This is a genomic window from Pseudomonas sp. LBUM1660, from assembly GCF_059695935.1.
The window spans coordinates 1,982,055-1,995,479 of record NZ_CP166795.1 but is presented as its reverse complement, the minus strand read 5'-3'; the positions used below and the strand labels follow the sequence as shown (position 1 = coordinate 1,995,479).

The following is a 13,425-nucleotide window of genomic DNA, read 5'->3' as shown; positions in this document are numbered from 1 at the left end:
AGGCTGCAGGTCAGGCAACACTAATGCTGGATCTGCCAACGCCTTCGCGGACAAGCTTCGCTCCTACAAGAATCCGCGTTTAGCGTTTACGACAGAGCGTGAGCCCATCGCCCAACGGCAACAACGACAGATCCACACGCGAGTCATCCTTCAAGGCACGATTGAGCGCCTGGATGGCTCGGGTGTCTGCGCTCTCGGCGTTCTCCTCAAGCACCCGCCCACTCCACAGCGTGTTATCGAACACCGCCAGTCCGCCGACGCGCTGCAGACGCAGGGCATGCTCCAGATAGTGGGGATAGTTGGACTTGTCGGCATCAATGAAGATCAGGTCGAACGCCTCCGGCTGATCCAACAGGGCGAGTGTTTCCAGCGCAGGTGCCAGACGCAGGTCAATTCGCTCGGCCAGCCCCGCCTCCTGCCAATAACCGCGTGCGATAGCGTTGTAGTCGCCGGGGATATCACAGCAGATCAGCGAACCGCCCTCCGGCAACGCAGCGGCCATGCACAAAGCGCTGTAACCAGTAAACGTACCGACTTCCAGCAAGCGCTTGGCGCCAATGAGTTTGACCAGTAACGCGAGGAACTGCCCCTGCTCCGGCGCCACCTGCCAGCGCGCCATGGGCAGCGCCTGGGTTTCGTCACGCAAGCGCTTGAGCAGCGGCGTTTCCCTCAGGGAAACGTCGAGTAGGTATTGGTACAGGGCATCATCGAGATTGAGGGTGCGAGCGGTCATGACAACCTCTTCGAACAGGACGCTACGGGTTACGCGCCAGGTGTTCAGGCTGCAGAACGCGCTTGGCGCTCAGATAAGCCTTCTGCCAGTAAGCCTTTGACAGGCTGTCCAGCTTCACCGTGCCGCCGGTGGCCGGCGCATGAACGAAGCGACCTTCGCCGACGTAGATCCCGGCATGACTGACCTGGGAGCCGCCATTGGTGGCGAAGAAGATCAAGTCACCGGTTTGCAGGCCTTCCTTGCCGACGCTGGCCGCCTGCATGCTGATCATTTCGCGGGTGGTACGCGGCAGGGAAATACCGGTGACGTCACGGTAGACGTAACCGATCAGGCCGCTGCAATCGAAGCCCGAATCCGGCGTATTACCGCCCCAACGATACGGCGTGCCCACCAGGCCAAGCGCGCGGAACAGCACGTCTTCTGCCTCGGCGGAAAAGGGTTGTGGATTACCGAAAACAATGGGAGCGCGAACCACCGGCGCAGGCGGCGGTGTGCGACTGGCGCAGGCGCTGAGCAGCGCTGCGAATAACATGATTGCGAGGCGGGCCGACATCGTCATAAGCAGAACATCCTGATCTGGCTGCGGCTTTTTCTATCGGGAAGACAGAAAAGAAAACCGCCTGCGCAGGACGCAGGCGGTTTGCCATCAATAATAGATCTGGATTCTAGCGGCTATGGGCCAAACTTCAAGTAAGACTTTAAGTTCGCCTTACAAACTGTCCGCCTACTTCCTTGCGAAGAGGCTTTTGTCGCCACTGGCGTGGCGACGGGCTGAAGATTTACTTGCGTGCGGTGACCACGGTCGGGGCCATCGCGAGGGCGCGCTTGGCTTCGATGAAGGTCTTGCTCCAGTAACTGTCGCCCAGGCTATCGACCCGGACACCACCGCTTTTGCGGCTGCTGGAGTGGATGAACTGGTTGTCACCCAGGTAGATCCCGGCGTGACTGACACGACCGCGACGACCATTGGTGGCGAAGAACAGCAGATCACCCGGCTTCAGCGCGCTGCGCGCTACCAACGGAGCGTCGACGTTGATCATTTCGCGAGTGGAGCGCGGCAGGTTCATGCCGGCTTCTTCACGAAACAGATAACCGATGAAACCGCTGCAATCGAAGCCGGCCTCGGAGGTGCCGCCGAAACGGTAACGGGTACCGATCAGGGACATGCCACGCTCGAGGATGCTGTCGGCCAGAACCGGAAGCTGGTACGACTTGCCATCGGCGAAGTCTGCCAGTTCTTTATCGGTGGCCAGCTCTTCCTGGAAAAGAACGGAAGAAGACTGTGCAGTAACTGAATTCTTGACCTGCTGTTGTTGCTCTTGCTGAGTCACTGGGGAGTGGGCAGCGCAACCGAACAACAGGGTAACGAGTGCGAGAGGCACGAGGGGTGCGAAGCGCTTTAGCATGGGCACGACCGTGGCTGATAGTTGTAAAGAAGCCGAGACTATGCCCGCTATCATCCTCATTTGCAAATTCAATCGAACTTTATGTGACTTATCGGTTTCTCGTTTACATCTAAGCGCTTAAGCCCCATTTAGACACTCGCGCAGCCTGCAACCCTGTAGGAAAGCGGATTTTCTGGCGCCTGAAATATGCCGAACCCCCCGCCAGGCTTAGGTTTTACCAGCCTAGAGTTTCTTTCAGGAACGGGATCGTCAGCTTGCGCTGAGCTTGAAGGGAGGCCTGATCGAGACGTTCAAGCAGCTCGAAAAGCGCGCTCATGCTGCGGGTACCGCGAGTCAAAATAAAATGCCCGACTTCATCGGTCAGGTGCAAGCCACGACGGGATGCGCGTAGTTGCAAGGCGCGCAATTTGTCTTCGTCAGAGAGCGGACGCATCTGGAAGATCAGTGCCAGGGTCAGGCGCGATTTCAGGTCAGCCAGTTTCACCGGCAATTCGCGCGGCGAGGTTGATGCGGCAATCAGCAGACGCCGACCGCTGTCGCGCAGACGATTGAACAGATGGAACAGTGCCTCTTCCCAATCCGCCCGGCCGGCTACCGCCTGCAAATCATCAAGGCAGACCAGTTCGTATTGTTCGAGGTTGTCGAGAATCGAGATGCCGCGATCCAGCAGCTCGGCCAGCGGCAGATACACCGCCGGCTCACCCAGTTGCTCAAAGCGCAGGCAGGCTGCCTGCAACAAGTGCGTGCGCCCTACCCCGTCCTTGCCCCAGAGATAGATCAGGCTTTCGGTCCAGCCGGCGTCGGCTTCGCATAGCCGCTCGACATAGCCGAGTGCAGCGGCATTGGCGCCTGGGTAGTAATTGATAAAGGTGGCGTCATCACGCAGACGCACACCTAGGGGCAGCTGAATCGGTTTCATGCTGACTGAACAGTTCCAAAGGAACCGTTAGTGGCCTCTGTGTAAAGTTTGCGAAGTTTATACCCGTGAGGCGGGTCGCACAATGCGACAGACCACAAGCAAAATCAAAGGTTTGCGTTAACGCCCTGGTTTCATGACAGTTTCTTTGGCGGCGCATGTGACAGCAACGCGAGGGATACGGGCCAACCTGGCATGAAACCAGGCCGCCCGCCATGAGACTTCAACTACCCTTAACGTTCAGGCTCGTCGACACGCCCGTAGATATCCGAATCTTTATATAAATCATGCACATGGCGCACCAGCACCATGATCACCGCCGCCACTGGCAACGCCAGCAACACGCCGGTAAAGCCAAACATTTCGCCTCCCGCCAGAATGGCGAAGATCACTGCCACCGGGTGCAGACCGATACGATCACCCACTAGCAACGGCGTCAGCACCATCCCTTCCAGTGCCTGCCCGACCATGAACACCGCGACGATACCGACCATGGGATACAGATCGCCGCCGAACTGGAACAGGCCGGCGATCAACGCCGCACCGATCCCGATGACAAACCCCATGTACGGCACAATGGCCGCCAGACCTGCGATCAGACCGATCAACAACCCCAGCTCCAGACCCACCAGCATCAAGCCCGCGGCATAGATCACGCCCAGCGCCAGCATCACCAGCAACTGCCCGCGCACGAATGCCCCCAGCACTTCATGGCATTCACCCGCGAGGGTCATGACGCGTTCTTCACGATCACGGGGCAGCAGGCTGCGGATCTTGGCCATCATCAGGTCCCAGTCCCGCAGCAGGTAGAAACTCACAACGGGGATCAGCACCAGATTCGCCAACCAGCCAATCAGCGCGAGCCCGGAAGCCGTCGCCTGACTCAGCACCACCCCGACAATGTCGGTGGTCTGGCCCATGTGTTCGCTGATCGCTGCCTTGAGCTTGTCGAACTTCCAGAAGTTATCCGACAGTCCGAATTTCGATTGCGCCCACGGCAGTGCGGTGTGCTGCAGCCAGTCGAGCATCTGCGGTGCCAGTTCATACAAGCGAAACAACTGCTTGGCGAGCATCGGCACCAGCACCAACAGCAATGCGGTGAAGATCAAGGTAAACAGCGCAAACACCGCCACCACGCCCCAGGTGCGTGACAGACCAGCCCTTTCCAGCCGATCCACCAGCGGATCGAACAGATAGGCCAGCAGCAACGCGACCAGAAAGGGCGTCAGGATCGGATGCAACAACCAGACAAACACGCAGAGCAGAACCACTCCACCCAACCAGAACCAACGCCGCGTATCGGCCATGTACCACTCCATATGCATCTATATAAAGAAAGAAAACCTTACCAACGGAATCTCAGCTGCGGCACCGGTGCCGGGGTTGGCGCAACCACAGGCGCCGCCCCCTCAGGCACCGGTTGCACAGGCGCTGCCGGAGCGGGTACCTCACCGGCCGGAACCTCCTGCAACTTCGCCAGGGACAACTGCGCCTTCAACTGCTCGGCGCTGCCATTGACTCGATAAAGAATGCGCTCACCCTCGACACTTTGCAGACGAGCACCAAACGGCTCCAGCAAACGCCCCAGCGCAGCATAGCGCTCCAGATTCATCCCTTGGACTTCCAACAGTTGTTGGCCCGAAGCCCCCGGCTTGACGACAAACCGCGGCGCCAGACGCTCACTGACTGCCAGCATTACCGCATCCGCCACAGCGGCCTGATCCGCGCCCTGCACGCTACCCGCCTCCTTCTTGTCGCCCAGCCACAAATTCCACTTGGCCTGCCACTGGCCGCCCTCTTCACGGGCATGCACCGCGAGCAAGGCGTCAGCGTTGTAACGGTCCGACGCACCGCGCAATGGCGCTGCATCAGTACCCTCAAGATTCGGCGCTGTAGCGACCAGTTGCTCACTCAGGTCCGCCAATGGGAGACGCAACGGCAGACCACGGTGTTGTGCCGCGCGACGCAACGGCGCGGCGCTGGCCTGACCATCACCCACCAGGCTCGAACCCTCGACGGAATCGTTCAACCACCAACTCAGGATCGACGGCCGATTCGCCCCCCACAGAGACAACCCGGCGCGGCGCAAGGCTTGTTCAGTGGTGGCCGGGTCGAAATCGACTTTCAGCACTTCCGGCGGGCCGGCGTCGAAACCGTATTGACTGATAATTTGCTGCGGGTCTTTGCGCAGCGCCGCCAACCCCGGGCTTTGCGCAGCCTTGGGGTCGCCGGTCAGGCGCAGCACCAGCGTGTCCAGCGCGCGCTGGGTCGCCTGATCGCGCTCCTCAGTCGACTGACTGCTGACAGGCTCGCGCACCTGATACAGGCCTTTGACGGTTTCGGCATGACTCGCCAGGCTGACCAGTGACAAACAGCCTGCAAATAAAAATCTGGAAAAAAAACGCATGGAAGATTCCTGACGACAAGAGCGGCTGGAACAGACCGCATGAAGATGATCGAGCAAGGCTGTGACCACATCCCTGCGCAAAACATTCACCACGGTCTAACGAAGTTTTCGCACTGTCATAACGATAGACGGTTAATCGCGATACCTTATACAGCCATCGAGGCGGCGACCAACACGGGCAATAACGGTTTTTTTCAGCCGATATGCCCCTGCCGTCGGCGTGAGGATGGCCGCTGCCCTTCAAGCCTGATAAAATCGCGCGCCTTCGCAGACCGGCAACAGCCGGGCACCCTGAAATTCGTGCAAGGCGCTCGCCTTCGTTTATTTCGGCGGTCCCACTGGACTCGGTCGTTACCCCTGAATCCCCCCTAAAGGCCTGGATCATGAGCAAGCAACCCTCCCTGAGCTACAAGGACGCCGGTGTAGACATCGACGCCGGTGAAGCATTGGTCGAACGCATCAAGAGCGTCGCCAAGCGCACTGCGCGCCCGGAAGTCATGGGCGGCCTGGGCGGTTTCGGCGCCCTCTGCGAAATCCCGGCCGGCTACAAGCAGCCCGTACTGGTTTCCGGCACGGACGGCGTGGGCACCAAGCTGCGCCTGGCTTTGAACCTGAACAAGCACGACAGCATCGGCATCGACCTGGTGGCCATGTGCGTGAACGACCTGGTGGTTTGCGGCGCCGAGCCGCTGTTCTTCCTCGACTACTACGCCACCGGCAAACTGAACGTCGAAACCGCGACCCAGGTCGTGACCGGCATCGGCGCTGGCTGTGAACTGTCCGGCTGCTCCCTGGTCGGCGGCGAAACCGCTGAAATGCCGGGCATGTACGAAGGAGAAGACTACGACCTGGCCGGCTTCTGCGTCGGCGTCGTGGAAAAATCCGAAATCATCGACGGTTCCAAAGTTGCTGCCGGCGATGCCCTGCTCGCCCTGCCGTCTTCCGGCCCGCACTCCAACGGCTACTCGCTGATCCGCAAGATCATCGAAGTGTCCGGTGCCGATATCGAAAACATCCAGCTCGACGGCAAACCGCTGACCGACCTGCTGATGGCCCCGACCCGTATCTACGTGAAGCCGCTGCTCAAGCTGATCAAGGACACCGGCGCGGTCAAAGCCATGGCCCACATCACCGGTGGCGGCCTGCTGGACAACATCCCGCGCGTGCTGCCAAAAGGCGCCCAAGCCGTGGTTGACGTCGCGAGCTGGACCCGTCCTGCCGTGTTCGACTGGCTGCAAGAGAAAGGCAACGTTGACGAAAACGAAATGCACCGCGTGCTGAACTGCGGCGTGGGCATGGTCATCTGCGTTGCTCAAGAGCACGTTGAAACCGCCCTGAACGTCCTGCGCGAAGCCGGCGAGCAGCCTTGGGTCATCGGTCAGATCGCCACCGCTGCCGAAGGCGCGGCTCAGGTTGAACTGAAGAACCTCAAGGCTCATTGATGTCCCAGACCTGTGATGTGGTGGTGCTGTTGTCCGGCACCGGCAGTAACTTGCAGGCCTTGATCGACAGCACGCGGACCGGCGACAGCCCGGCCCGCATCGCTGCGGTGATTTCCAACCGCAGCGATGCTTACGGCCTGCAACGCGCCAGGGATGCGGGTATCGACACCCGCTCCCTGGATCACAAGGCTTTCGAAGGCCGCGAAGCCTTCGATGCCGCACTGATCGAACTGATCGACGCCTTCAACCCCAAACTCGTAGTACTGGCCGGTTTCATGCGCATTCTCAGCGCTGACTTCGTGCGCCATTACGCGGGTCGCCTGCTCAACATCCACCCCTCGCTGCTACCCAAATACAAAGGGTTACACACTCATCAGCGCGCGCTGGAAGCCGGCGACACGGAACATGGCTGCTCCGTGCACTTCGTCACCGAGGAACTCGATGGCGGACCACTGGTCGTACAGGCAGTAATACCGGTAGAGTTGCACGATTCGCCGCAGAGTCTGGCGCAGCGGGTCCATGTTCAGGAACACCTGATCTACCCGATGGCTGTACGCTGGTTTGCCGAAGGCCGTTTATCGCTCGGTGAACAAGGTGCTTTACTGGATGGAAAGTTACTCGCGGCCAGCGGCCACTTGATTCGAAACTAGGAGATTTTATGCGTCGCGCCCTGCTCTTCGCTTGCGCTCTGTTTGCCCTGCCTTTTGCGCAGGCTGCAGAACTTCAACCGTTCTCCGCCAGCTACACCGCCGACTGGAAGCAGCTGCCCATGAGTGGCACGGCTGAACGCAGCCTGACCCAAGGTGCCAACGGTGTCTGGAAGCTCAGCTTCAAGGCCTCGATGATGATCGCCAGCCTGACTGAAGAAAGCACCCTGACCCTGGACAAGGACACGTTGCTGCCCCAGTCCTACCACTTCGAACGCGGTGGTCTGGGTAAAGCCAAGAAAGCCGACCTGGATTTCGACTGGACCAACAAAATGGTCACCGGCACCGATCGCGGTGATGCGGTCAAGATCCCGCTCAATCGCGGCATGGTCGACAAATCCACGTATCAACTGGCCCTGCAGCACGACGTAGCCGCTGGCAAGAAAAGCATGAGCTATCAGGTCGTTGACGACGGCGAAGTCGATACGTATGACTTCCGCGTGCTGGGTTCGGAGAAAGTCGACACCAAGGCCGGCCAGATCGATGCGATCAAGGTCGAGCGCGTGCGCGACCCGACGCAAAGCAAGCGCATCACCGTCCTGTGGTTCGCCAAGGATTGGGATTACCTGCTGGTTCGCCTGCAACAGGTCGAAACCGACGGCAAGGAGTACAACATCATGCTCCTCGACGGTACGGTCAACGGCAAGACTGTCAAAGGCAGCTGATCCAGCTCGACACAAGAATCCGGAATCCGACAAGGATTCCGGATTTTTTTATGCCTGCTGAACGTCAAATCCGCGCCAGCGCCTGGGCCAGGTCGGCGCGCAGGTCTTCGACATCCTCGACGCCCACGGACAAACGCACCAGCGCATCGCCGATCCCGAGTTCCGCGCGGGTGTCTGCCGGAATGGTGGCATGCGTCATGATTGCCGGGTGCTCGATCAGGCTTTCCACCCCGCCCAGGCTCTCGGCCAGGGCAAAGATCTGCACATTTTCGAGGAAGCGTCTGGCCCCAGCCAGATCGCTATTCAGATCGAGGGAAATCATCCCGCCGAATCCACGCATCTGCTGTCGTGCCAATTCGTGCTGCGGGTGCGACGGTAAGCCCGGATAGTAAACGCGCGCCACCTGCGGCTGACGCTCCAGCCATTGCGCCAGCTCCAGCGCGTTGCTGCAATGGCGCTCCATGCGCAGCGCCAGCGTCTTCACCCCGCGCAAGGTGAGGAACGCGTCAAACGGCCCGGCGATAGCGCCCACCGCGTTTTGCAAAAAGCCCAGGCGCTCGGCCAGTTCGGCGTTCTGCCCAACCACCGCGATGCCGCCGATCACGTCGGAGTGGCCGTTCAGGTACTTGGTCGTCGAATGCACCACGATATCGAAACCCAACTCCAGCGGGCGTTGAATCCACGGACTGGCGAAGGTGTTGTCGGCGACACAGAGGATGTCGCGCTCGCGGCAGATGCGCGCAATGGCGGCGAGATCAGAAAGGCGCAGCAAGGGATTGCTCGGCGTCTCGACACAAACCATCCGCGTGTCGTCCTGCAATGCCGCTTCGAAGGCCGTCAGGTCGGTCAGGTCGACGTAACTGAAGCGATGCCCGGCACTGCGCTGACGGACTTTGTCGAACAGCCGGAACGTCCCGCCGTACAAGTCGTTGCCGGAGACGATGTGCGCGTTTGCATCGAGCAGTTCCAGCACCGTGGAAATCGCCGCCAGCCCGGAGGCGAAGGCGAACGCCCGGGTCCCGCCCTCGAGGTCGGCCACGCAACGCTCCAGCGCGAAACGCGTCGGGTTGTGCGAGCGCCCATAGTCGAAGCCCTTGTGCACGCCGGGGCTTTGCTGCAAGTACGTGGAGTTGGCGTAGATCGGCGGCATCAGCGCCCCGGTGGAAGGATCCGGTGTTTGGCCGGCATGGATTACACGGGTGCCGAAGGCGCGTGACGAGCCGGATTCATCGTGCTGACTCATGTAAGGGATCTCCGCAGGTGATTGAGCAGGTCGACTCGCGTAATCAAGCCATGGAAGGCCGAGGCGTCGGCGATGATCGCCACCAGCCCGCGATCAAGCTCCGCCTGCAGTTCGGCCAGACTGGCGCTCGCCGGCAGGGTTTGCAACTTGTCAGTCATGGCGCTGGCCACGGGCATGCGCAAGTGCGAAGCGTCTGCCTGAACGCCCAGTAGAATATCGGACTCATCGATCACACCGACCAGTCGCTTCCCATCCGCCAGCACCGGCAGTTGCGATACATCCGCCAGGCGCATGCGCTGGAAGGCAGTGAGCAGCGTGTCGTCGGGCCCGACGCTGATCACCCGGCCATCCTCGAAACGCCGCGCGATCAGGTCACGCAGATCACCGTAACGCTTGTATTGCAGCAGGCCCTGATCGTTCATCCACTGGTCGTTGTAGACCTTCGACAGGTAGCGGGTGCCGGTGTCGCAGACGAAGCTGACCACGCGCTTCGGCTCGGTTTGCTCACGGCAGTAACGCAGGGCCGCCGCCAGTAAGGTGCCGGTCGAGGAACCGCCGAGAATGCCTTCGGCGCGCAGTAGTTGGCGGGCATGATCGAAACTTTCCTCGTCGCTGATCGAATAGGCGTGGCGCACGCTGGAGAGGTCGGCAATCGAAGGAATGAAATCCTCACCGATGCCCTCCACCGCCCATGAACCAGCCTTGCCGAGGGTGCCGCTGCGGCTGTACTCGGCCATCACCGAGCCGACCGGATCGGCCAGCACCATTTCGAGGTTCGGTTGCACGCGCTGGAAGAAACGGGTCAACCCGGTCAGCGTGCCGGCCGAACCGACGCCGACGACGATGGCATCCAGATCATGCTGGGTCTGTGCCCAGATCTCCGGCGCGGTGCTGCATTCGTGGGCCAGCGGATTGGCCGGGTTGTTGAATTGATCGGCGAAGAAGGCATCGGGAATCTCCTGCGCCAGCCGCGCCGCGACGTCCTGATAGTAATCGGGATGGCCTTTGCCGACGTCGGAGCGGGTGATGTGCACCTCGGCCCCCATGGCCTTGAGGTGCAAGACCTTCTCGGTGGACATTTTGTCCGGCACCACCAGCACCACTCGATAGCCTTTGGCACGGCCGACCAGGGCCAGGCCGAGGCCGGTGTTGCCAGCGGTGGCTTCGACGATGGTGCCACCGGGTTGCAGACGGCCATCGCGCTCGGCGGCGTCGATCATCGCCAGACCGATGCGATCCTTGATCGAACCGCCCGGGTTCTGTGATTCAAGTTTGAGAAACAGCGTACACGGGCCGGTATCGAAGCGGCTGACGCGCACCAGCGGCGTATTGCCGATCAGCTCAAGCACGGCAGGGCGGGAGTCGTTTGGCATGTCGTAACCTCGCTGCGAGAATCCGCACTGGATGGACAGCGACTTGCGGCGAGTCATCGCGCCAGTCGCCAGTAATGCCTCGCATGGAACATAGGCAGGGATTGCGCTATCCGCAACCGTGCGCAGCCAACCGGTAACCTGGCTATCGAAACGCAACGCTCCCTCTGCGTTTTTTTTCGTCTGATGATTTTTAACGGAGCGTCAGACCGAGAACCGTGCCACCAGGTTGTTCAGGTCGACCGCCAACCGGGACAACTCCTGACTCGCGGCACTGGTCTGATTCGCGCCTGCCGATGTCTGCAAGGCCAGATCGCGAATGTTCATCAGGTTGCGATCCACCTCGCGCGCCACCGCGGCCTGTTCTTCCGAAGCGCTGGCAATCACCGTGTTGCGCTCATTGATCAAGGTGAACGCCGAGGTGATTTCTTCCAGCGCCGTACCGGCAGCTTTCGCCACTTCCAGCGTCGAGCGCGCTCGCGTGTTGCTCTGCTGCATTGAGCTGACAGCAGCATCCGTACCTTGCTGGATGCCCGTGATCATCTGCTCAATATCTCGGGTCGATTGCTGAGTTCGATACGCCAGCGCCCGCACCTCGTCGGCCACCACGGCAAATCCTCGCCCGGCATCCCCGGCCCGTGCCGCTTCGATCGCGGCATTGAGGGCCAGCAAGTTGGTCTGCTCGGCAATTGAGCGAATCACGTCCAGCACCTTGCTGATGCCATGAACCTTCTGTGCCAGATCCTCGACCTGGGAAGCGTTAGCAGTGACATCGTCGGCCAGGGATTCAATGGACACCACGGTTTGATGCACCTGCTCGCGGCCAAGCTGGGCGATCCGGTCTGACTCTCGAGATGCTTCGGACGTAGCCACCGCATTGCTCGCGACCTCTTCTACTGCGACGGTCATCTGGTTGACGGCCGTCGCGGCTTGTTCGATTTCCAGGCTCTGCTGGTGCAGACCACGGGTCGCATCCTCGGTAACGCAACTGAGTTCTTCCGAAGCCGAGGCCAGTTGACTGGACGAATCGGAGATGTGCCGAATGGTTTCCCGCAGATTCTGCTGCATGCTTTTGAGCGCATGCAGCAGACGCGCCGGCTCATCCTTGCCGGTAATGTGGATATCACCGGTCAGATCACCGCTCGCGACGACTTCAGCCACTTTCAGTGACTGGGATAGCGGCATCACAATGCTGTGGGTCAGCAGCAGTGCGAGGCCAATCGTGATCAGCACCGTTACGGCGACCATCACGGCTACCCAGAATCTGGAACTGCTGAACACCAGACGCCCCGCCTCGGTGGCCATGTTGGCGTTGAGCTTGTTGAGCTCCACCAGTGACTTGAGCGTAACGGCGATCTCATCGGCCAGTGGACTCATTTCCCCGTTGAGAATCGCCGCTGCGTCTTCCACCCTTCCATGAGCGGAAAGAGTCATCACCTGATTCTGAAATTGCAGGTATTTCTGTTCGCTTGCCTTGAAGCGGTCGAACAGCACACGCTCCTCAGGCAGCACGATCAATCTGTCGTAACGCTGCTGCGCTTCGTCGAGGACGCCTTTGAGTTCGTCGAGTTTGCCAACGTTCTGAGTCAATGCCTGTGGATCGCGGTTGATCAACAGGCGCATGGTCAACGCCCGCAGCCGCAACATGTCCTGACTCATTTCACCAACTGCCATCACACTGGGAAGCCAGTTTTCATCGACCTGATCGGACTGCGCACGCATGTTTGCCATTTGCAGCAGGGCAAACGCCCCCACCCCAAATACCATCAGTGCCAACAGGCCAAAACCCAGGCCTGCGCGCGGTGCGATGTTGAGACTTCGAATACTCATTACACGGGTTCCTTCCGATAACGCTGCATCAATCCTGCAGCTGGTTGCTTTAGAAGATATCGTTCCTGCGAAAATTTGCGTAAGACGAAAAGGTGATATCAAAACGCCTCAACCGTTTCGGCATCAGGGCGGTATCGATTCAGCACACGAGAACGGGCGGTCACAAAAGTGGAACCCGTAACAGGACGAATGCTCTATAACTTAGTCTTTTCCTGCTGCCTGCGAGGTTTCCCATGACCGTTACCGTCAATACCGTTTCCGCTGAAGGTTTTCGCCACAGCGTCCAGATCGACGACCACGAGCTCTTTGCCGATGTGCCGACCACATCTGGCGGCGAAGGCACCGCCCCTGAGCCACACGACTACTTCGACGCGGCCCTGGGCGCCTGCAAGGCCCTGACACTGAAGATGTACGCGAAGAAGAAAGACATTCCGCTGACCGGCGTGACGGTCGAAGTCAAACGTGACAACAGCGAAGAGCAGAAAGGCAAATATGCCCTGCACGTCAAACTGACCCTCAAGGGTGTGCTCACCGATGCCCAGCGTGATGAGTTGCATCGCGTAGCGGATCGCTGCCCGGTGCACAAACTGATGACCAGCACGCAAGTGAGCATCGAAACCCATCTGTCCGAGGGTGCCTTCAGCCAATAGCGGCAAGGGCTGCGCAAGCGGGTTATGCTCCACGCGTCACCCGCTCAGCCTGGAAT

At 60.0% G+C, this 13,425-nt stretch carries 13 protein-coding genes and 1 pseudogene; 4 read left to right on the top strand and 10 right to left on the bottom strand.

The genetic code is table 11. The annotated features are described in order from the left end of the window. Positions 1-79: 79 nt before the first annotated feature. From ACA068_RS09380 to ACA068_RS09355, 6 genes are all read right to left on the bottom strand, one after another. On the bottom strand, positions 80-733 hold the full coding sequence (locus tag ACA068_RS09380) for an O-methyltransferase (protein WP_497309313.1): 654 nt from the start codon (positions 731-733) through the stop codon (positions 80-82). Between the two features lie 22 nt (positions 734-755). After that, positions 756-1,292, bottom strand: a complete 537-nt coding sequence (locus tag ACA068_RS09375) for a C40 family peptidase (protein ID WP_497309312.1) — start codon at positions 1,290-1,292, stop codon at positions 756-758. 220 nt (positions 1,293-1,512) lie between these two features. Further along, the gene (locus ACA068_RS09370) at positions 1,513-2,139 is read right to left on the bottom strand and encodes a C40 family peptidase (protein ID WP_219095611.1); all 627 of its coding nucleotides are present in this window, start codon (positions 2,137-2,139) and stop codon (positions 1,513-1,515) included. A gap of 214 nt (positions 2,140-2,353) precedes the next feature. Continuing rightward, on the bottom strand, positions 2,354-3,058 hold the full coding sequence (hda, locus tag ACA068_RS09365) for a DnaA regulatory inactivator Hda (RefSeq protein WP_010456804.1): 705 nt from the start codon (positions 3,056-3,058) through the stop codon (positions 2,354-2,356). A 230-nt stretch (positions 3,059-3,288) separates the two neighbouring features. Further along, positions 3,289-4,362: an AI-2E family transporter gene (locus ACA068_RS09360; protein WP_497309310.1), complete on the bottom strand. Its 1,074-nt coding sequence runs from the start codon at positions 4,360-4,362 to the stop codon at positions 3,289-3,291. Between the two features lie 38 nt (positions 4,363-4,400). Next, positions 4,401-5,462, bottom strand: a complete 1,062-nt coding sequence (locus tag ACA068_RS09355) for a DUF2066 domain-containing protein (RefSeq protein WP_497309308.1) — start codon at positions 5,460-5,462, stop codon at positions 4,401-4,403. Between the two features lie 383 nt (positions 5,463-5,845). On the opposite strand from ACA068_RS09355, the gene purM reads away from it, so the two are divergent. From purM to ACA068_RS09340, 3 genes are read left to right on the top strand one after another with little or no spacing between them, the layout of a single operon-like run. Further along, complete coding sequence (gene purM, locus ACA068_RS09350; protein WP_010456810.1) at positions 5,846-6,904, top strand: phosphoribosylformylglycinamidine cyclo-ligase; 1,059 nt, start codon at positions 5,846-5,848, stop codon at positions 6,902-6,904. Beyond that, on the top strand, positions 6,904-7,554 hold the full coding sequence (purN, locus tag ACA068_RS09345; protein ID WP_497309306.1) for a phosphoribosylglycinamide formyltransferase: 651 nt from the start codon (positions 6,904-6,906) through the stop codon (positions 7,552-7,554). Before purM ends, purN begins: the two co-directional genes overlap by 1 nt. Before the next feature lie 8 nt (positions 7,555-7,562). Continuing rightward, entirely contained in the window at positions 7,563-8,276 is a 714-nt protein-coding gene (locus ACA068_RS09340) for a DUF3108 domain-containing protein (RefSeq protein ID WP_497309305.1), read from the top strand. Positions 8,277-8,340: 64 nt separating this feature from the next. Here the strand turns inward: ACA068_RS09340 and ACA068_RS09335 are convergent, their stop codons facing one another. The 4 genes and pseudogenes from ACA068_RS09335 to ACA068_RS09320 form a co-directional block, all read right to left on the bottom strand. Then, complete coding sequence (locus ACA068_RS09335; RefSeq protein ID WP_497309303.1) at positions 8,341-9,519, bottom strand: trans-sulfuration enzyme family protein; 1,179 nt, start codon at positions 9,517-9,519, stop codon at positions 8,341-8,343. Continuing rightward, positions 9,516-10,892 (bottom strand): pyridoxal-phosphate dependent enzyme, encoded by a 1,377-nt coding sequence (locus tag ACA068_RS09330; RefSeq protein WP_497309301.1) that lies wholly within the window; start codon positions 10,890-10,892, stop codon positions 9,516-9,518. The genes ACA068_RS09335 and ACA068_RS09330 overlap by 4 nt, the downstream gene beginning before the upstream one ends. A 201-nt stretch (positions 10,893-11,093) precedes the next feature. Next, entirely contained in the window at positions 11,094-11,957 is an 864-nt protein-coding gene (locus tag ACA068_RS09325; RefSeq protein WP_497310558.1) for a methyl-accepting chemotaxis protein, read from the bottom strand. After that, a pseudogene (locus tag ACA068_RS09320) lies at positions 11,949-12,719 on the bottom strand (MCP four helix bundle domain-containing protein); the annotation flags it as partial. The pseudogene ACA068_RS09320 and the gene ACA068_RS09325, both read right to left, overlap by 9 nt. A gap of 233 nt (positions 12,720-12,952) precedes the next feature. On the opposite strand from ACA068_RS09320, the gene ACA068_RS09315 reads away from it, so the two are divergent. Then, complete coding sequence (locus ACA068_RS09315; RefSeq protein WP_497309299.1) at positions 12,953-13,369, top strand: OsmC family protein; 417 nt, start codon at positions 12,953-12,955, stop codon at positions 13,367-13,369. Positions 13,370-13,425: the final 56 nt, after the last annotated feature.